At 70.9% G+C, this 19,402-nt stretch carries 12 protein-coding genes; 3 read left to right on the top strand and 9 right to left on the bottom strand.

Annotation, left to right across the window (positions count from 1 at the left end; all coding sequences use genetic code 11):
* Nucleotides 1-6: 6 nt before the first annotated feature.
* From ETD86_RS10085 to ETD86_RS10055, 7 genes are read right to left on the bottom strand one after another with little or no spacing between them, the layout of a single operon-like run.
* Nucleotides 7-5,793, bottom strand: coding sequence for a CHAT domain-containing protein (locus ETD86_RS10085; protein WP_138665849.1), 5,787 nt, complete (start codon nucleotides 5,791-5,793; stop codon nucleotides 7-9).
* Nucleotides 5,794-5,838: 45 nt separating this feature from the next.
* The gene (locus ETD86_RS10080; protein WP_211369945.1) at nucleotides 5,839-7,650 is read right to left on the bottom strand and encodes a GH39 family glycosyl hydrolase; all 1,812 of its coding nucleotides are present in this window, start codon (nucleotides 7,648-7,650) and stop codon (nucleotides 5,839-5,841) included.
* The gene (locus ETD86_RS10075) at nucleotides 7,643-9,160 is read right to left on the bottom strand and encodes a glucoamylase family protein (RefSeq protein WP_138665847.1); all 1,518 of its coding nucleotides are present in this window, start codon (nucleotides 9,158-9,160) and stop codon (nucleotides 7,643-7,645) included. The genes ETD86_RS10080 and ETD86_RS10075 overlap by 8 nt, the downstream gene beginning before the upstream one ends.
* A 13-nt stretch (nucleotides 9,161-9,173) precedes the next feature.
* Nucleotides 9,174-9,995, bottom strand: a complete 822-nt coding sequence (locus tag ETD86_RS10070; RefSeq protein ID WP_138665846.1) for a carbohydrate ABC transporter permease — start codon at nucleotides 9,993-9,995, stop codon at nucleotides 9,174-9,176.
* Complete coding sequence (locus tag ETD86_RS10065; protein WP_211369944.1) at nucleotides 9,992-10,900, bottom strand: carbohydrate ABC transporter permease; 909 nt, start codon at nucleotides 10,898-10,900, stop codon at nucleotides 9,992-9,994. Before ETD86_RS10065 ends, ETD86_RS10070 begins: the two co-directional genes overlap by 4 nt.
* Nucleotides 10,897-12,174 (bottom strand): sugar ABC transporter substrate-binding protein, encoded by a 1,278-nt coding sequence (locus ETD86_RS10060; RefSeq protein WP_211369943.1) that lies wholly within the window; start codon nucleotides 12,172-12,174, stop codon nucleotides 10,897-10,899. Before ETD86_RS10060 ends, ETD86_RS10065 begins: the two co-directional genes overlap by 4 nt.
* Nucleotides 12,171-13,166, bottom strand: a complete 996-nt coding sequence (locus ETD86_RS10055; protein ID WP_170222980.1) for a LacI family DNA-binding transcriptional regulator — start codon at nucleotides 13,164-13,166, stop codon at nucleotides 12,171-12,173. Before ETD86_RS10055 ends, ETD86_RS10060 begins: the two co-directional genes overlap by 4 nt.
* Before the next feature lie 142 nt (nucleotides 13,167-13,308).
* Between ETD86_RS10055 and ETD86_RS10050 the strand changes: the two genes are divergently transcribed.
* Entirely contained in the window at nucleotides 13,309-13,713 is a 405-nt protein-coding gene (locus ETD86_RS10050; RefSeq protein WP_138665844.1) for a nitroreductase family deazaflavin-dependent oxidoreductase, read from the top strand.
* Between the two features lie 246 nt (nucleotides 13,714-13,959).
* Here ETD86_RS10050 and glgA read toward each other — a convergent pair whose 3' ends face one another.
* Complete coding sequence (gene glgA / locus ETD86_RS10045; protein WP_138665843.1) at nucleotides 13,960-15,132, bottom strand: glycogen synthase; 1,173 nt, start codon at nucleotides 15,130-15,132, stop codon at nucleotides 13,960-13,962.
* 209 nt (nucleotides 15,133-15,341) lie between these two features.
* Between glgA and glgC the strand changes: the two genes are divergently transcribed.
* Entirely contained in the window at nucleotides 15,342-16,577 is a 1,236-nt protein-coding gene (gene glgC, locus ETD86_RS10040) for a glucose-1-phosphate adenylyltransferase (RefSeq protein WP_138665842.1), read from the top strand.
* Between the two features lie 142 nt (nucleotides 16,578-16,719).
* On the opposite strand, the gene ETD86_RS10035 is transcribed toward glgC, so the two are convergent.
* Nucleotides 16,720-17,424, bottom strand: a complete 705-nt coding sequence (locus ETD86_RS10035) for a hypothetical protein (protein ID WP_138665841.1) — start codon at nucleotides 17,422-17,424, stop codon at nucleotides 16,720-16,722.
* Between the two features lie 363 nt (nucleotides 17,425-17,787).
* Between ETD86_RS10035 and ETD86_RS10030 the strand changes: the two genes are divergently transcribed.
* A complete protein-coding gene (locus tag ETD86_RS10030) occupies nucleotides 17,788-19,266 on the top strand; it encodes an Nramp family divalent metal transporter (protein ID WP_138665840.1) in 1,479 nt (492 codons plus the stop codon).
* Nucleotides 19,267-19,402: the final 136 nt, after the last annotated feature.

The raw sequence follows: 19,402 nt of genomic DNA, 5'->3' as shown, positions 1-19,402 counted from the left end.
GCCCGGTCAGTCCGGGACACCGACCAGCACGTAAGGGGCCCACAGGTCGGGCTCGGCGGACCCGTACAGGTCGCGCAGGTCCAGCACGGCCTCGCGCAACGCCTGCGCCGGCCCGGTGCCGGTGCGGAGCCTGGTGTGGAAGTCGCGCATCAGCGCCCGCGTGATCTCGGTGGCGGCCGGCCAGAGGGTGAGCAGGACGGATCTGGCTCCGGCGTGGAGGAGGGCGTGGCCGAGCGCCGCCACCCCGTCACCGGCCGGGGCGCGCTGGCAGCCGGTGAGGACGACGAGTCCGGCGTGTGTCCTCGTGCTCATCAGCCGCCTGGCGGTGAGGAGCCCGTCGGCGAGCCGGATGCCCGAGGCGAACGGGTCGTGCCCGTCGAACACGCCGTCCGCGGCGACGTGCACGATGTCCCAGGTTCCGGGGAGGAGGGCGGACGTGGCGGCGGGGCCGGTGCGCGGGTCCTCGCCCAGCAGCGCGGCGATCTCCTCGGCCGCCCGCGTCTCCGCTTCCGTGCCGAAGCCCAGCACCAGGGACCGGCCGGCGCGGGGCGGGACGCGGTGGGTGAGGCGGGTCAAGGCGGCGGCGGACGGGGCGTAGGTCACGGGGCAACGTTCGAGGAGCGAGTGCCCACCGGCCGGGGCGAGGGCGTGCAGCGGGACGCGATGCAGGTCGCGGTGCGGGATGAGGTGGAGCCACCCCAGGTCGCCGGGGTCCAGCGCCTGGAGTGCGTCGGCCAGCAGCAGGTCGGCGAGACGGCGCCACAGGTTCAGTCGGTGGCGGCGGACCGCGACGTCGAGCAGGGCCGGCCGGTCGCCGTCGAGGGTCCCGGTGAAGTCGGCCAGGAGGGCACGGCCGACCTTGGTGGGGAAGGCGCGCGGCTCGGACCAGCCGGTGCGGTGGGCGAGGACGGTCACCGTGTCCTCGTCCTCGCCGATGTGGAAGCCGAGCAGTCCTGTCGCCGTCCGGGTGCCGCCGCCGTCGCGGGAGACCGCAGGAGCGACGAGGGCGTCCAGCTCCGGTTCGGCCGGTAGGGTGGCGCGGCGCCTGGCCACGTGGTCGGCGGCGAGGAACTCCATGCGGTGCCACAGTGCCTCCACGCCGGTCTGGGCGGTGCGGGCGCGGCGGGCGAGGGCCGGTGCGGGCCAGCGGTCGTGGCCGAGCTGGGTGATCAGGCTGTGTTCTTTCTCCTGCTCGGCGAGCGCCCAGGCCGAAGCCCCGCGCCCGAGGCGTACGGCCAGCCGGATCGCCCGGTCCAGGGCCGGCAGGTGGCCGAGGGCCCAGGCGCGTTCGGCGTCGGCGAGGGCGTCCGGCAGGTCGCCGAGTCCCTCCGCGGCGGCGGCCCGGTGGTGGCAGGCGGTCGCCAGCGCCGGCTCGTGGCCCAGCTCCTCCAGCAACTCGGCCGCGCGGGACAGCCGGCGGTGGGCCCGGCCGTGCTCGGCCTGGGCCACGTCGAGCGCCCCGAGGCCGGCCAGGGCGATCGCCTCGCCCGCGCTGAACCCGATCCCGTCGGCCAGCGTCAGCGCCTCCTCCAGGCATGCCGCCGCCGCAACAGCCGGTTCCTTCAGGCGGGCGAGCATGATCAGGTCGAGGGTCGCGCCGCGGTGGTCGCCGTTCGTCCGGTGGAGGTCCAGGGCGCGTTCGAGGAGCGGCCTGGCCGCGTCCTGCTCGCCGCGCAGGACGTGCACGAAGCCGAGGCCGGCATGGTCGTCGCCGCGGGAGGCCTGGGCGCCCAGTTCCTCGGTGATCGAGATGGCTTCCCGGTAGGCGGTGGCCGCCGCGTCCAGCTCGCCCAGTTCGAGGTGGAGGCCGGCGCGGCCGGACAGCAGCGAAGCGCGCAGGGCCCGCCACACGGGGGCGGCGGCCAGGGCGAGGCCCTCGTCGTAGGCGCGGGCGGCGTCCGTCCAGCGGGCCTGGTCGGAGAGGGCCCCGGCGAGGGAGTTGAGGGCGTGGACGAGCTGGGCGGGGAGCGCTGAGGCCGTGTCGCGGGCCAGTTCGACCGCTCTGGTGAGGTGGCCGATCGCCTCGTCGGGGCGGCCCAGCGCGCGGGCGGCGGCGCCGAGGTTGCGCAGGTGCTCGGCGACCCGGTCGTCGCGTAGTTCGCAGCCGCGGGCGGCGTGGCTGTAGGCGGCGTTGGGGTCGCCCAGGGCCAGGCAGAGGGCGGACAGCTTGGCCAGCAGGTGGGACAGGTCTTCGGCGGGGATGACGCCGGGTCCGTTCCGGATGCGCGGGATGTCGTCGCCGGTCGAGATGCCGGCGCCGCCGGCACGGGGCCGGCCGGCGAGGATCTGTTCGGCGGTCGCACGGGCCAGCCGCAGGTCGCCCGCGGCCTCGGCCTCCTCCAGGAGGAGCCGGCGCTCCAGCCGTTCCAGTGCCTCCGGCTGCTCGCCGGCGGACCGGAGCGCGGTGCGGGCCTCGGACAGCGTGGCGCGGCCGTGGGCGAGGTCGCCCAGGGTGAGCTGGATGGTGGCCACGCGTTCGAGGACGTCCGCGTCCAGGCCGCCCGACACCGCCGCCATGGCCGCGACGACCTCGAACGGCGCCTGCGCCGGAGGGATGGCCGGCTGCGGCGTGGCGAGGGCGGTCAAGCCTGCTTCCAGGGCTTTCCTGGCGCGGCGGTACTCGGCTCGTTCCTCCAGGACGAAGCCGAGCTTGATGGAGGCCAGGGCGGCCAGGCGGTTCTGGGCGGCGGCGTGGAAGGCCGTCACCGCCGGCTCCAGCGCCTCCGCCTGGGCTCTCAGGTCACCGGTGCGGGCGGCGAGAGCGGCCAGGCGGTCGTGTACGACGCCTTCCTTCAGCGGGTCGGCGACGGCCAGGCCGAGGGCGGCGTGCAGGCGTTCCTCCGCCGCCTGCAACTCGCCCCGCCGGATGTCGAGCACGGCGCGGTGCAGGATGGCGACGAAGAGGGCGTCGCGGTCGCCTTCGGCGGCGGCCAGCTCCAGTGCCCGGTCCAGCTCCGGCAGGGCGTCGTCCGTCCGGTCCAGGCCGGCCAGGCAGGAGGCGCGCATGGTCAGGGCGACCGCCTCCTTGGCGTTCGCCCGCAACCGGGCGAACGTCTCCCCCGCCGCCCCGAACTCCTCCAGCGCCCGCTCGGCATCGCCGTCCGTGTACGCGAGCACGCCCAGGTTGTAGCGGACGGACCCGGAGCCGTCGTGGTGGCTGATCGCGTCGTACTCGCGTTCCGCCAGCTCGAAGGCGGCCCGGGCGCCGGCGGCGTCGCCGGTGGCGCGGCGGCGTTGCGCGATGCGGTACCACTCGTCGGCGGGCTCCCGCCGCTCTCCCCTGCGCCGGACGATCTCCACGACGCGGGCTTCGCAGGCGGCGGCCTGCGCGCGATGGCCCCGCTCGGCGAGCAGGACGGCGTGCGCGTCGAGTGCGCGGCAGGCATCCTCCCACGCCCCCGTGGCCTCCAGCTCGATGGCGCAGGCGGCGATGCGCTCCACCGCCGCGGCGAGGTCCCCCTGGTCGACCGCGGCGCGGGCGGCGGGGATCAGGACGGTGGCCGCCGGTTTCGGCTCGCCGAGCGTCAGGTACAGCTCGCGGGCCCGGACCGCGCACGCCACCGCCGAGGCCGGGTCGCCGGCGGCCAGATAGGCGTCGGCCGCCTTGACCTGGTGGAACGCCTCCTCGGCGGCCAGGCCGTCGGCCGCGCACCGGGCGACCGCGCGGAGGTACAGGCCGACGGCGCCGGCGGGGTCGCCCGCCCCCAGGAGGACGACGCCCATGTTGCCGAGTTGCCCGGCCTCGGCTCGGGTGTCGCCCAGGGCACGGTAGACGGCCGCCGAACGTTCGTACGCCTCCAGGGCCTGGGCCGGCTCGTTCAGCTCCGCGTGATTGGCACCGAGCCCGGACAGCGCGGCGGCCGTCCTGGAGTGCTGGCCGGCCTCGTCGAACGCGGCCGCCGCCCTGGTCAGCACGGCGTTGGCGGTCCGGAGGCGACCGAGCTCGGTCAGTTGGAGCGCCGCCGTGAACAGGAACGCCCCGCGATCGCCGGCTTGGCCGAATCGGTGCTCGGCGAAGCGCAGGAGCTTGAGTGTCAGGTCCTCGTCCGAGGTGAGGAGCGCCAGTCCGGCCGCGGCCTGCGCGAGATGCTCGTCCATCGACGGCGGTGTCGGGTCGTCGAGCACGGCGGAGAGCCGGGTCAGCAGGCCGGCGTCGCCGTCCCTGGCCAGTGCCAGGGCCTCGCTCAGGTCACGGGTGTCGCGCACGGCGGAGTAGCGGGCGAGCAGGGCGTTGGACAGCAGCCGGTGGGCGGGCGCCGGTTCGCGGGAGGTCTTCACGGCCAGTTCGACGCCTTGGCGGGCGGCCAGAACGGCGTCGTTCAGATCCTCGGCCCGCCCGTCGGCCCGCTGAGCGCGCCATTGGAGCACCTCCGACAGCAGGCCGTACGCGTCGGCGCGGAGGGCCAGGTCTTCGGCGGAGGTGAGGGCCTCACGAAGTGCGGTGACGGCCTCGTCGGCCGTGGGCGGGGTGAGGCGCAGGCTCAGGGTCCGGGCGAGCAGGAGGAGGGCTTCGGGCCTGGCGGGGTCGTGCTCGTCGTGGGCGGCCAGAGCGGCGCGGGTGGCGGCGACCGGTTCCGCCGGGTCTCCCCCGGTGACCACCACCCGTTCGCGCAGGGCGTCGGCCAGGGTGGTCAGCAGGTGGGCCCGGTCGGGATGGCCGGGCGGGGCAGGTCCGGCCGCTTCGCGCATGGCCTCGATGGCCACGTCCAGGTCGGCCGGCTCCCCGGTCACGCCGTAGCGGCGCCACCGCCGATCGGCCAGCAGGCCGAGGCGCACGATCGGATCGGTCCCGAGCCGGCGGGCCGGTTCGTCGGGGGCGACGCCGAGGGCTTCCAGCATTTCGCGGCCGGCCTCGAGGGAGCGCTCGTCGCCCGTGACCACGTACCACTCGACGAGCCCCGCCGCGTACGGCGCCAGCACCCCGGGATGCGCCCACTGCTCGTGCCAGAAGTCCAGCGCGCACTGCCCCACCCTGATGAACGCCAGCAGGTCGTCGTCCAGGAGCGAGCCCGCCGCCCGCGCCCTGGTGAGGTCCACCAGCGTCAGCAGCGCCTGCGGCCGGTCCCGGGCGTCCGGTGCCGATTCGGCGGCCGCGAGGTAGGCCCTGACCAGGTCCTCGTCGTCGGGCACGGCCGACGCCAGCGCCGCGGCCAGCTCCCCCAGGTGGGCGACCTCACCCGGCGCTCCCAAGGCCGCTCTGAACAGCACGTGCACAGCGTCGTCGATGAGCTCACGCGCGCCCATCTGTTCGTACAGCCGTACCAGCCCGCCGCCGAGCAGCGCGAGCGCGGCGGGCGCCCAGGACGGGTCGGTCGAGCGCATGGCCTGCTGTAACAGCAGCTGCTCCAGCCGGTCGGCGGCGTCCACGGTCGGATGCGCCACGGCGCGGCGGACCAAGGCGTGGATGAGCAGGCCGACGTGCCGGTACGCGGCCGGGTCGACGTGCCGGAAGACCTCCTCCACCAGCCCGGCCCACGTGCCGGCCGAGTCGCCGGGCGGCACGCTCGAGCCGCGCAGCTTCTCCGGCAGCCGCCCGGGGTCGACCACGGCCACGGCGGCGAAGAAGGCGCCCGCCACCGCGGCGTCCTGCGTGGTCCGCTGGTCGAGCCGGTACCGGGCCAGGTGGAGCATGCCGATGAGGCGCCAGGCGGCGGCGTCGGAGCGGTCGCCGGCGCACGCCAGCATCGCCTGCTCGGCCTCGCCCAGCGCCGCGGGATCCCAGATCAGCCCGGGATCCGCGGCCTGCTCGAACCGCTCGATGCGGGCGGCGAGCGCCGCGGCCGGATCGGTCATGGGCACAGGCTCTCACCGGTGCGCGCGCCCGTACAGAAGCGCCGCTCAGCCCGACAATTCGAGGAAGGACACCCCGGGCATGGGCAGGTCGAACCGGAGGGTGAGGGTGGTGCCGGTGACCGTGGCGGGCGGGTCGAGCTCGTCGAGGGTGTTGGCGGCGCGGAGTTTGTCCCACTGCTCGTCCGCCGGCCAGTCTCCATCCCCCATAGCGTGCCAGACGGCCTCGATGTTGGAGTGATCGTGGTCGATGCGGTGGTGGGTGAGCGTGCGGGGGCGGCCGTCCAGCCCGTCGATGGTCAGCGTGACCGTACGGGCCAGCTCGGGGGCGCCGCCCGCCTGGGACTGGTTGAGCGTGCCGTTCCAGAGCAGCACGCCGATCCGGCCGTCGTCGTGCCGGGCCGCCCACGCCTCCACGCCGGCCACGTCCCCCTCCAACGTGGCCGGCAACTCGGCGTCGCCGAGACGGGCGGCGAGCGCGAGCGCGTGGAAGCGGGGTTTGCGCAGGTTTCCGACGGTGAGCAGGCCGAAGCCGCCGTGGAACAGCCGGGGCGGGCGGCCCAGCTCCTCGAAGTGGTCGGAGGCCACCCAGTGCGACAACGCGCCGATCCTGCCCGCGGCCGACTTCATGCCGTGCAGCAGGAACGCCGCCCCGAACGGCCCGTCGCCGATGCCGTGGAAGTGGGTCGGCGTGGGACCCCATTCCGTCCACCAGACGGGGATGTCCCGCCCGTGCCTGGCCAGGGCGGGACGCCAGTCGAGCGGGGCGTTGCCGTAGGTGTGCGTCGACAGGAAGTCGAGTGCCGCCCCCGACTCGGCGACGTGGGCGAGCAGCTCCTCGACCCAGCCGTTCGCCGCCGAGGCGGGGCCGCCCACCCGCAGGTCCGGGTGCACGTTCTTCACGGCGGCGGCGGTGACGTCGTAGAGCAGGAAGTACTCCTCGGGCGTGCCGGACCAGAAGACGGCCAGGTTGGGCTCGTTCCACACCTCGAAGGCCCAGTGGTCGATCAGCTCGTGGATGCCGTACCGGGCCGCCAGGTGCTCGACCAGGGCCCTGACCAGGTCGCTCCAGGCCTCGAAGTCCTTGGGCGGCGAGATGATCGCCTCGTAGCCGAACACCGTCTTGGACGGGTCGGCGGCCAGGTCGCGCGGCATGAAGCCGAGCTCGACGACCGGGCGCAGGCCCAGGCCGGTGACGATGTCGTAGACCCGGTCCACGCCGCTGAAGTCGTAGACGTTGCCGGCCGTTCCTCCTGGCTCGGGAGCTCCGCGCCCTTCGCGGTACACGCCGAGGTCGTCGCAGAGGATGCCGTGCGCCCGCACCGTCTCCACGCCGAGCTCGTCCCGCATGATCCGCAGCGCCTCGGTGAGCTCCTCGCCGATGGGCCGGCCGCCGGTCTCACCGGTGTTCAACAGGTACGACAGGTGCTCCGACCCCACCATGAGCCGCCACGGGCGCGGCAGGTCGCGGCTCACCTGCCGGGCGTCGACGCGGACCGAGACCTCCCGGGCGGACGCGGCGGGACCGGCGTCGACCGCCGGGGACAACGGGCCGATCGTGTCCATGGCGGAGACGGCGGCCACCGCGTAGGCCGCCGCCCCGTGGCCCGTGTCGACGTACCGGCAGGACGGGACGGCCGGCACGTCCACGTCCGGCTGCCCGATCGGCGCCCCGTCCCGGTGCACCAGGTACCCGATGGCGCCGGGCACGGGATCCCAGGTCAGCGTCACCGCACCGGCGCCGGGCACCGCCCGGAGGCCCGTGGGGGCCTCCAGGTCGGGCCACGCCGCTGTGGTGATCTCGCCGGACGTCTGGCCGATGCGGTCCTGCCAGTCGCGGTGGGCGGACGTGTTACTCAATGGCTTCCCCGTTTCCTCGAACATCCCATTCTTCGAGCCGCATCACCGGGCGGAGCTTGGCCTCCACGCCGGAGCCGGCGAAGTAGCGGTGCAGGTTGCCCTCGGCGAGCACGTTGCCGAGGGCGGCCATGACCATGCCCTGGTCGAGCGCCAGGTACCACTTCGACACCACGCCGGAGCGGACGGCGATCGCGTCGTAGAAGCCGCCGGGGCCGTAGGCGTCGAAGTCGCGGCGCAGCTTGGCCAGGTTGTCCAGGGCGGCGTCCTTCGCGTACGGCAGAGCCAGGAAGCTGGCGTGCGGCGTCACCACGCCGTCGCCGTAAGCAGCGGGCTCCGGCTGGGCCGGGCGGCAGCCCTCGTAGCCGGGGTCGGTGCTGGTGCGCTCGCGGTCGGAGGTGTAGCCGGGCGTGTCCATGCCGAGCGGGTCCACGCCGTACTCGCGGTAGCCGCCGTGCGGGTCATTGGACGGGGAGAAGCCCCAGTAGCCGTACTCGGCCTCGTTGAGCCCGTGTTCGATCTGGGCGCGCACGAAGATCGGGTGGTTGCGGCCCCAGCTCCGCGGCGCCCACGCGGCCTCGGGGACGACGAGGTCGGGCATGAGCGCCTCGAACATCGAGCCGCCCCAGTTGGGCACGAAGCGCATGCCGCGATAGCCGTAGGTGCCCTCCCAGACGTTCACGCCCAGGTGCTTCTTCCACGACCCGACCGGCTTCTGGTCCTGCCAGCCGAAGTCGCAGCCGTTGTCGGGGAACGTCCGGTACGGGCCGAAGTAGCTCTCGCGCGGGATCTGGCCGAGCGCGATGCCCACGTACTGGCCGATGCGGGTCTCGGCGGGCGCGCCGTAGTGGTGACAGGTGGAGTAGACGGTCGTGCCGGTGCCGGCGTAGTCGCTCTCCACGTGGCAGCCGTCGGGCGGCTCCGGCCAGAAGCCGCCGCGCAGCAGGCCCGTGCCGGCGTCGGGGCGGGCCGCCGGGTCGTAGTAGGACGTGAAGTTCATCGAGGTCAGCAGCCGGTTGGCACGGGCCGCATACTGCGGGGTGGCGTTGCGGACCATCATGAGGGCCGTGGCCAGCCAGCCGTTGTCCACGCTGGAGGCGAAGAGGCGGACCGGGTCGCCGGTCTCCGGCCAGGTGCGGACGAGCTGGAGGGTGGCGGGGTCGTACCAGTTGTAGAACTGGCCGGTCGGGGCGTTGCGCTCCAGCCGCTCCAGTGCCGTGAGGACCCGGCCGATCCTGGCGGCGGCGTCGTGGCCGCTGATCAGGCGCAGATCGCGGGCGGTGAGCGTGCTCCACACGTACGTGCCGATGTTGGTGGGCGAGGTGACCTTGGCGCGGGTCTTGAGGTCGCCGGTCACCTTGTCGGACGGCAGGCCGGTGGCCGGCTCGACCATGGCGGCCATCGACCGCCAGGTGTCCTTGGCGTAGCGGTGGAGCGTGCTGTCGGCGTTCGCGGGGGGTGCCGGCACCACGAGAGCCAGCACGACTGAACCGGAGAGGATCGTCTTGCGCATGAGGGGGCTCCTCTTACTTGAGTCCGGTGGTGGCGATGCCCTGGATGAAGAAGCGCTGCAGGAAGACGAAGAGGAGCAGGATCGGCGCGATGACCACGACCGATCCGGCGACGAGCAGGTTGTAGTGGGTGCCTTCGTTGCCGTTGAGGATGTTGAGCGCAACCGGGAGGGTGTACATGTTCTCGCTCTGCGCGACCACGGCCGGCCACAGGAAGTTGTTCCACGAGCTGAGGAACGTGATCAGCCCCAGCGTGGCCAGTGCCGGCCCGCACAGCGGCAGGATGATCCTGAAGTAGATGCGGAACTCCCTGGCGCCGTCCACCCTGGCCGCGTCGATCAGCTCGTCGGGCAGGTCGGAGATGAACTGCCGCATCATGAACACGCCGAGCGGCGTCACCACGGTCGGCAGGATGATCCCGATGAACGTGTTGACCATGCCGAGCTTGGCGATCAGTACGAACTGCGGCACCATGAGCACGATCGCCGGGATCGCCAGCTGGACCAGGACCAGCCCGAACGCCAGGTTCTTCCCGCGGAAGTCGAGCTTGGCGAAGGCGTACCCGACCATGGAGCAGAACAGCAGGTTCGTGACCACCAGCACGAGCGCGATGATCACGCTGTTGGCGAACGCGGTGCCGATGCTCACCCGCTCGAACAGCTCGACGAAGTTGTCCAGCGTCCACGTCTCCGGCCAGAACGTCGGCGGGTCGCGCCTGATCTCCCGCTCGGGCTTGACGGAGCTGAGCGCCGTCCACAGGAAGGGCCCCACGACCAGCACCAGGCCGACCGTGAGCCCGAGGTAGATGATCGCGTGCTGGCGGCGGGTCCGTCTCATCTGTTCCTCCCCAGCCTCAGCTGCAGCACGGCCAGCGCCACGATCACGGTGAACAACACCGTCGAGGCGGCCCCGGCGTAGCCGTAGTTGCCGACCCCGAACTGGCCGAAGATCGCCAACGACGCCGACAGCGTGGCGTTCAGCGGCCCGCCACGGGTCATCACCAGCGGCTCCTCCAGGAACTGCATGAACCCGACCGAGCTGTAGACGGTGCAGAACAACAACACGGGGCGCAGCGAGGGCACGGTCACGGAGCGGAAGCGGGCCCACCGCCCGGCGCCGTCGACCTCCGCGGCCTCGTACAGCTCCCTCGGGATGGTCTGGAGCGCGGCCAGCAGCACGACCATGTTGAAGCCGAAGCTGCGCCAGGCGGTCATGACGATGATCGAGGGCAGGGCGGTGCTCTGGTTCTGCAGCCAGTTCGGGCCTTGGACGCCGACCAGCTCCAGCAGCCGGTTGACCAGCCCCGCCTCGGGCTCCAGGAGGAACTTCCAGGCCACGGCGATGCCGATGATGCTGGTGATGTTCGGCAGGTAGTAGCCGAGCCGGAAGAACGCGGCAGGCAGGCGGGCGATGCCCGAGTTGAGCAGGACGGCGGCGGCCAGCCCGAGCCCGATGGTCAGCGGCAGCGCCGTGACCACGAACACGACCGTGTTGACCGCGGCCCGCCGCATGGCGCCGTCGTTGACGAGCCGCAGGTAATTGTCGACGCCGACGACGTCGACGGCGAGCGGGTTCGTCACGTCGGTGCTGCGCATGTCGGTGAAGCTCATGCCGATGCCGACGAGCAGCGGACCCAGGTAGAACACCACGAACAGCACCACGAACGGCAGGATGAACATCCAGCCGATCCAGCTCCTGCGTAAGGTGAGCCGGACGACCGCCGCGGGAACCGCCGAATTCACAGGCCGGTCCCGATCGTGTCGGCCTGCGACTGGATGGACTTGGCCGTCTGCTCAGGGGTCTGCGTGCCGCGGGCCAGCTTCTCCAGCTCGCCCTCCAGCACCCGGGCCACCTGCTCCCACGTGGGGAACGGCGGCGGCGTCTTGGCGTCCTTGAGCTGCTCGCCGAAGACGGCCAGCTGCTTGTCGGCGGTCAGCTCGGGCTCCTGCCAGGCCACCTGCACGGCGGGCAGCGCCTTGACCGTCGTGTACCACTTGGCCTGCACCTTGGGCTCGCTCAGCCACTGCAGGAACTGCCAGGCCGCGTCGCGGTTCTTGGCCTTCTTGAACACCGCCATGGCGGACCCGCCGATGAAGCTGGTGCCCGAGACCGGGCCCTTCGGGTACGGGGCGACGTCGAACTTGTCCTTGAACTCGGGGCCGCCGTCGTTGTTGAGCACGCCGACCATCCACGGCCCCGAGAAGAATCCGCCGACCTCACCCTTGATGAACGTCTGCGGGAAGGCGCCCTCGGCCGTGTTCGTCGGGGCGAGCTTCTGCTTGAACAGCGACTCGTACTGCTTGAGCGCCGTCACGGCCTCGGGGGTGTCGAAGGTGTACGTGCCGTCCTTGACGATCTCGCCGCCGGCCTGCCAGATCAGCGGCAGCACCTCCTGCCAGGAGGCGCCGAGCGTGTAGCTCTGCTGGAAGCCGTCCTTGGCGCCGCCCTTCTCCTTGAGCGCCCTGGCGAACTCGGTGAACTCCTGCCAGGTCTTCGGCGGTTGCACGCCCGCCTTCTTCGCCTGGTCGGTGCGGTAGTAGAGGACGCGTGTCTCGACGTACCACGGCACGCCGTACGCCGTGCCGCTGAGCTCGACCGTCTGCCACGCACCGGGGAAGAACGCCGCCTTGTCGACCAGGTTGCCCGGCGTCGGGTCGAGCGCGCCGGTCTTGGCCAGCTCGCCCGACCAGGTCGAGCCGATCATGCTCACGTCGGGCGTGGCGCCGCCCGCGATGGCCGCGGTGATCTTGTCGTGCGCCACGTCCCACCCGATCGCCGTGACGTTGACCTTCACACCGGGGTTGGCGCTCTCGAAGTCCTTGACGAACGTGCCGAGCGCCTTTCCTTCCTCCCCCATCGCCCAGACCGTGACCTCCCCCGTGACCTTGCCGGTCGTGACGTTCTGCGCCTGCTCCGGCGCCTGGGCGGCGTCGCGGCCGCAACCCGCGGCCAGGATCGCGAGAGCCAGCAGGCCGCCGGTGGCGCGGGCTCCGGCGCGCCGGGTGATCGTGTTCACGTTCTTACCTCCTGGGGGTGGGGACCGCAGCTGGCGCGGACGACCAGCTCGGTGGTCAGGATGAGGTGGCGCGGCGTGTCGCGGACGCCGGTGATCAGCTCGTCGAGCGCGCGGGCGGCGCGGGCGCCGAGCTCGCGCATCGGCTGGCGCACGGTGGTCAGCGCGGGCCTGGCGTGGCGGGCGGCCATGATGTCGTCCCAGCCGGTGACGGCCACGTCGCCGGGCACGTCGAGGCCGAGCTCCTCGGCGGCGAGCAGCGCCCCCAGCGCCACCTCGTCGTCGGAGCAGACGATCGCCTCCGGCCTCCTGTCCTTGAGCAGCGCCCTGGCCGCGTCGAAGCCGCACTCCACGGTGTACTCCCGCGTGGCGACGGCCTCGATCGCGCCGCCGAGCACCGACCGGACGCCGCGCCAGCGTTCGTCCACGTCGTCGCCGCTGGTCAGGGGCGCGCCGAGGAACGCGAACCGCTCGTAGCCGTGGCCGGCCAGGTGCTCGGCCAGTGCCCGCGCCGAGGCGGTGTTCTCGCTGCGCAACGTGTCCGCGCCGGGCAGCGGGTCGCGCGAGATGACCACCAGCCGCACGCCGAGCCGCACCAGCTCGGCGATCAGCGGGTCGGGGGCGGCATGGCCGAAGACCAGCAGGCCGTCCACCCGCCCGGCCAGGTCCTTGATCAGGTCGTTGACCCTGGTGCGGCCCTTGGTCGACAGGATGACCACGGAGCGGCCCAGCTCGGAGGCGACCTCCTCGTAGCCGAGCAGCACCTCGGTGTAGTACGGGCCCGCGAGGTCGGGGAAGACGACGCCGTTGGCGGCGTGCCGGCCTTCGGCCAGGCTGACGCCGAGCCGGCTGGGGGTGAAGTTGAGCTCCTCGACGGCCTTGAGCACCTTCTCGCGCGTCTTGGCCGCGACGGGCCCGGTGCCGCGCAGGGCCCTGGAGACGGTCGCGATCGACACGCCTGCCCGCTTGGCCACCTCGTAGATGGTCACGTCCATGGAGCCACTCCTTTGTGTAAGCGCTTTCATGATGAGCTGATGTAAGCGCTTACACAAATGCAGTGTGCCAGGTTTGTTAACTTCTCGTACAGACCCCGTCGAGTAACGGTGAGGTCACGCTGGAGATGGGTAGGCGGACGGCATGCTCTACGGCAAGGAACACGTCCGGCGCTACCAGGAGACCGACGGCGCGGAAGGACACGACTGGAACAACACCACAGTCCTGCTCCTCACCACCAAAGGCCGCAAGTCGGGCAAGCCATACACGACCCCGCTCATCTACCAGCGACACGGCGACGACAACGTGGTCGTGGCCTCGAAGGGCGGGGATCCCGACCATCCGGAGTGGTACAAGAACCTCAAGGCGAACCCTGACGTCGAGGTGCAGGTCAAGGGCGACAAGTTCAAGGCCCGCGCGCGTACGGCGAGCGACGAGGAGAAGCCCGAGCTCTGGCAGCTCATGACGAGCACGTGGCCGGACTACGACGAATACCAGCGGAAGACCGACCGCGACATCCCGGTCGTCGTCCTGCAACGCGCCACCTGACCGAAGGCCGCCCGCGCGCGAGGCGCGGGCGGCCGTTCGGCTTGCCGGCCGCCGCGGCCTCGTCTGACTCTCCTCACCACCCCCGAACCACGCCCCATGCGCGCCGCTCGCCTCCACCTTCTCGGCGGAACCGCACCCCATGGCCGGTGGGACGTGGCGTCCGCGTGCATGTGGCGCGCAACCGCCGCCCTGCGTCCCCCCAGAACTGATGAGGACCCCGGTCGGGGCAGGGGCGGGGCCGAGGGCTCAGGCTCGCAGGGTCGCGTACAGCTCCATGGTGCGGTGGGCGATGCGTTCCCAAGAGAAGTGCTCGACGGCCCTGGCACGGCCCGCCTTACCCATCGCCGTGGCCCGGTCCGGGTCACCCAGCAGGGTGTTGACGCGCTCGGCCAGGTCGGCGGCGAAGCGGTCGGGGTCGTGCGGGGTGCCGTCGGCACCCTGGTCGATCGGCACGAGCAGGCCCGTCTCCCCGTCGGCCACCACCTCGGGGATGCCGCCGGTGGCCGTCGCGACCACGGCCGTCTCGCAGGCCATGGCCTCCAGGTTCACGATCCCCATCGGCTCGTAGACCGACGGGCACACGAACACCGTCGCGTGCGTCAGCAACTGGATCACCTCGGGCTTGGGCAACATCTCCTGGATCCAGAAGACGCCGTCGCGGTCGAGGTCGCGGACCAGTTGCGTCACCTCGGCCGCGATCTCCGTCGTGTCGGGCGCGCCCGCGCACAGGACGAGCTGGGCCTCGGGGTCGAAGGAGCGTGCCGCGTGCAGGAGGTGGATCAAGCCCTTCTGGCGGGTGATGCGGCCCACGAAGACGACGTACGGCCTGCCGGGGTCCACGCCGTGCTTCTTCAGCACGTTCCGGCCGGGGTCGGGGGTGTACTCGGCGGTGTCGATGCCGTTGTGGATGACGCTGACCTTCTCCGGCGGGATCTCGGGGTACGCGGTCAGGACGTCGCGGCGCATGCCCTCCGAGACCGCGATCACCGCGTCCGCGGCGGCCAGGGCGGTGCGCTCGGCCCACGACGAGATCGTGTAGCCGCCGCCGAGCTGCTCGGCCTTCCATGGCCGCAGCGGCTCCAGGCTGTGCGTGGTGACCACGTGCGGGATGCCGTGCAACATCTTCGCGACATGCCCGGCGAAGTTGGCGTACCAGGTGTGGGAGTGCACGACGTCGGCGCCCTGGCAGGCGGCGGCCATCTCCAGGTCGACGCCGAGCACCTGCAGGGCCGCGTTGGCGTCCCGCAACCCGCCCGGCACCCGGTAGGCGGAGACGCCGGGCTCGTCGCGGTCGGCGCCGAAGCAGCGCACCCGTGTGTCGGCCAGCCGCCTCAGCTCCCTGGCCAGGTATTCCATGTGCACACCGGCGCCGCCGTACACCTCCGGCGGGTACTCCCGGCTGAGCAGATCAACACGCATGAGAAGACCTTACGGTGGGCCGAGTCCAGCGGCCCACCGCACGTGGCGAATCTTGCACTTACGATCAACGTGAGCATAGGGAACACGATCGGCAAACCCAAAGATCGGTAACCGCGGGCCGAGCGTTGAGCCGCAAATCAGGACACGAAGGAAGTTCACCGTGCCGGGATTCGTCGATAGATCGGCCATTTGAGGGTAGCGTCTCGGGCATGAGGTCCCGGAGGGTGCTTGCGGTTGTGCTGGCAGGTGGAGAGGGTAAGAGGCTCATGCCGCTCACGGCGGATCGGGCGAAACCGGCGGTGCCGTTCGGGGGGATATATCGGCTCATAGATTTCGTGCTGTCGAACCTCGCGAACGGCGGCTTCCTGAAGATCGTCGTCCTGACCCAATACAAGAACCACAGCCTGGACCGGCACGTCTCGCGTACCTGGCGGCTGTCGGCCATGCTGGGCAACTACGTGACGCCCGTGCCGGCGCAGCAGCGGCTGGGGCCGCGGTGGTTCTCCGGGTCCGCGGACGCGCTGTTCCAGAACCTCAACCTGATCTACGACGAGATGCCCGAGCACGTGATCGTGTTCGGCGCCGATCACATCTACCGCATGGATCCGCGGCAGATGGTCGAGCAGCACGAGGACTCCGGCGCCGACGTGACGGTGGCCGCGATCAGGCAGCCGCTGTCGCTGGCCGACCAGTTCGGCGTGATCGAGACCGACCCCCAGGGGCGCAGGATCGTGGCGTTCCGGGAGAAGCCCAAGGACGCGGTGGGGCTGGCGGACTCGCCCGACGAGGTGTTCGCCTCCATGGGCAACTACGTGTTCAAGACGCAGTCGATGATCGACGCGCTGCGCGAGGACGCGCTCGACCCGACCAGCAAGCATGACCTGGGCGGGAACATCATCCCGATGCTGGTCAAGTCGGGCGGCGCCGACGTGTACGACTTCGCGAACAACATCGTGCCGGGGTCGAGCGACCGCGACCGGGGCTACTGGCGTGACGTGGGGACGCTGGACGCGTACTACGACGCCCACATGGACCTCATCTCGGCGCACCCGGTCTTCAACCTCTACAACGACAAGTGGCCGATCTTCACCGGGCACGACCCGCTGCCGCCGGCCAAGTTCGTGCACAACGACGGGGACCGCGTGGGCCGGGCGATCGACTCGCTGGTGTCGCCCGGCGTCATCGTCTCCGGCGGCACGGCGATCAGGTCGATCCTCTCCCCCAAGGTGGTGCTGCACTCGCACGCGCTGGTGGAGGACTCGGTGCTGATGGAGAACGTGAAGGTCGGACGGGGCGCGATCGTGCGCAAGGCGATCATCGACAAGAACGTGGTGATCCCGGACGGGGCACGGATCGGGTTCGACCTCGAGTACGACCGCACTCGGTTCGCATTGACCCGGGGCGGGGTCGTGGTCATCGGCAAGAACGAGATCGTCGACCGGTAGGCGGCGCAGGCGGGTGCGCCGGCCCGGTCATGCAGGGGGGAGAGAGGGAGGGGGGCGCGCTACAGGGAGTGAGTTCCCCTGAACTGGTCAGGGGGTCCCGGGACACGCGGCGCGTGTCCCGGGACCGAATGGTCTGCGCGTCCTAGTACCGGCCGTACCAAGCCGTGGGCTTGTAGTCCCAATCGCTCCACGTCTTCCAGCCGTCGCCCGGGTGGCCGTAGCCGTCGTCGTGGCCCTTGTCGTGGTCGTGGTGGCGGTCCTTCGCGTACCAGTCGTTGTCCACGTCGTAGTCGTGATCGTGGTCGTAGACCGGCTTGTCGTAGATCACCGGGTACTTCTTGTACACGACCGGGATCTTCTTGTACACGACGGGGTACTTCTCGTAGACGACGTCGTACTTGTCATAGGTGAAGTACTTGTCGTAGACGGAGTACTTGTCGTAGACGGAGTACTTGTCGTAGCTGTCGTACTTGTCGTACTTGTCGTAGCCCTCGTCGTACTTGCTGTCGTCGTACTTGTTCTCGTGGTCGAACTTGTCGTGGTCGAACTTGTCGTGATCGAACTTGTCGTGATCGAACTTGTCGTGATCGAACTTGTCGTGATCGAACTTGTCGTGATCGAACTTGTCGTGATCGAACTTGTCGTGGTCGAACTTGTCGTGGCGGCGCTTGCACATGTCGGCGTCGAAGTCCGCGTACACGCCCCAGCCGTCGATGCCGAGGGTGTGGCCGTCGTCGCTGATGCTGAAGTCGCATACGCTCGGGCGGGCGTTGGCGGGGCTCGCCATGGCGATGACCACGCCGGCGGCGACAAGAGCACCACCAGCGGCTATGAGGTTAACTTTCATGATCTCTCCCTGTAGTCACGGTGTGACAACGCTCAATTACTCTACGTAGTCGGTCCCGTAACGTGCTGTAACGCCACGCGCAGAACGTTGCGTAGGGTTGCAGGGCGTGTTGGAACAATCGCGAGATTTGGGCGGTTTCGCGCGCTATAGCTCTTGGTCATGACAGCAGGTCGCGGCCTGCCGGGCAGCGGCCGCACACCCTCCTCGGACTGAGCACGAAGCCCTCCCGCGCACCACGGCTTCACCGTGGGCGGGGGCCGGCATCGTCAAAGCCGACGTCCAGTACGCGTAAAACGTCCTTTGCCGATTGGGTCTTGATGCCGCCGTCGTTCGGGATCACGCTGAACCACAGGAGGCAGTGACATGTCGCACCCACTCGGAGTCAGCCGCCCGGATCTCGAAGTCACCGACCTGCCCACGCCGGAGGAGGTCTTCAAGGTCTCCAAGATCGGCAAAAAAGAACTCTTCAAGTACGCCGTCGGCCCCAGCCTGATCGCACTCGGCATCTCGATCGGGAGCGGCGAGTGGCTGCTGGGCCCGCTGAACGTCGGCCAGTACGGTTTCGTCGGCGTCGGCTGGGTCATCCTGGTGTCGGCGCTGCTGCAGACCTTCTACAACGTCGAATGCTCCCGCTACGTCGTCGCCACGGGCGAGACGCCCGTGGTCGGCTGGGGGCGGGTGCCACCGGGGTGGCCCCTCTGGGTGCCGCTCTCGGTCTTCATCGTGATCTTCGCGTTCATCGCGGGCGGCTGGGCCGCCTCAGCCGGACAGGGCGTGTACGCCCTGGTCCACGGCGTGCCCCCGGCCGCCGACGCCGCGGAGCCGCGCTGGTGGGCCATCGGCCTGCTGGTGCTGGTGTTCCTCATCACCGCCGCCGCCCGTCGCATCAGCCGCGCGCTGGAGCTGGTGAACTGGGTGATGGTCAGCTCCATCCTGCTCGCCCTGCTGGCCGTGGACCTGCTCGTGGTGCCGTTCAGCCAGTGGTGGGAGGGCATCCGCGGGTTCATCACGCCCGCCGCCCCGCCCGCCGGGATCACCGCGACCCAGCTCGGCGCCCTGGCCGGCTTCACGGCGCTGGCGTCGGGCCTCAACTGGTACGTCATGGGCCACTACCGCGACAAGGGCTACGGCATGGGCTACCGCGTCGGCTACATCTCGGGCCTGCGCGGCGAGCGGCGCCAGATCCTGGCCAGCGGCGTGACCTTCCCCGACGACGAGCGCAACCGGGGCCTGTGGCGGCGGTGGTACCGGCTGCTGCTGACGGACATGTGGGGCGTGTTCTTCGTCGGCGCCATCCTCGGCATGCTGCTGCCCACGATCCTCATGGCGCAGGCGGTACAGATGTCGGGCGAGAAGCCCACGCGCGCCAACGTCCCGACGTTCGTGGCCAGCGCGCTGGGCGACGAGTACGGGCGCGTCGCGTTCTACGTCGCGCTGGCCGTGGGCGTGCTGATCCTGTTCTCCACGCAACTCGGCATCTTCGAGGCGATGGTGCGGGTGACGACGGACGCCGCCAACGCCACCAGCCCCCGCCTGCGCCGGCTGATCGAGGGTGACCCGCGCAAGTTCTACTACCCGTTCATGATCCTGCTGCTGGTGATCATCTCGATCGTCATCTTCCAGTCGCTGCCGGTGGGCCTGGTGGAGTGGTCGGCCAACATGTCCAACCTCGGGGCGCTGATCTATCCGTTCATGCTGATGTATCTCAACAGCAAGCTCCCGCGCCCCGCCCGGCCCCGGCCTTGGCACTACGTCATCCTCGTACTCAACTTCCTGTTCTTCGGCTTCTTCTTCGTCAACTTCATCGCCGACTTCGTGGGAGACCCCCTGGTGATCTTCTGAGGTCAGCTGATCAGGAACAGTCGCCGTTGCCCAGCTGGGCGACCAGGGCCGAGGACGGTCTTCACCTTGGTCCACGCCTGCATGGTGCCGCCGCGGTCGTGGAGCAGGTAGAGCACCGGGTGGCCCCGTCAACCAC

This window comes from Nonomuraea turkmeniaca (assembly GCF_005889735.1).
In the GTDB taxonomy this organism is placed as follows: Bacteria; Actinomycetota; Actinomycetes; order Streptosporangiales; family Streptosporangiaceae; genus Nonomuraea; species Nonomuraea turkmeniaca.
This window is presented reverse-complemented; position numbering and strand designations above follow the sequence as displayed.

Coding starts and splice junctions, on each gene's coding strand:
- ETD86_RS10085 (WP_138665849.1), bottom strand. CDS start 5,793: ATGACCGATCCGGCCGCGGCGCTCGCCGCCCGCATCGAGCGGTTCGAG.
- ETD86_RS10075 (WP_138665847.1), bottom strand. CDS start 9,160: ATGCGCAAGACGATCCTCTCCGGTTCAGTCGTGCTGGCTCTCGTGGTG.
- ETD86_RS10070 (WP_138665846.1), bottom strand. CDS start 9,995: ATGAGACGGACCCGCCGCCAGCACGCGATCATCTACCTCGGGCTCACG.
- ETD86_RS10055 (WP_170222980.1), bottom strand. CDS start 13,166: ATGGACGTGACCATCTACGAGGTGGCCAAGCGGGCAGGCGTGTCGATC.
- ETD86_RS10050 (WP_138665844.1), top strand. CDS start 13,309: ATGCTCTACGGCAAGGAACACGTCCGGCGCTACCAGGAGACCGACGGC.
- glgA (WP_138665843.1), bottom strand. CDS start 15,132: ATGCGTGTTGATCTGCTCAGCCGGGAGTACCCGCCGGAGGTGTACGGC.
- glgC (WP_138665842.1), top strand. CDS start 15,342: ATGAGGTCCCGGAGGGTGCTTGCGGTTGTGCTGGCAGGTGGAGAGGGT.
- ETD86_RS10035 (WP_138665841.1), bottom strand. CDS start 17,424: ATGAAAGTTAACCTCATAGCCGCTGGTGGTGCTCTTGTCGCCGCCGGC.
- ETD86_RS10030 (WP_138665840.1), top strand. CDS start 17,788: ATGTCGCACCCACTCGGAGTCAGCCGCCCGGATCTCGAAGTCACCGAC.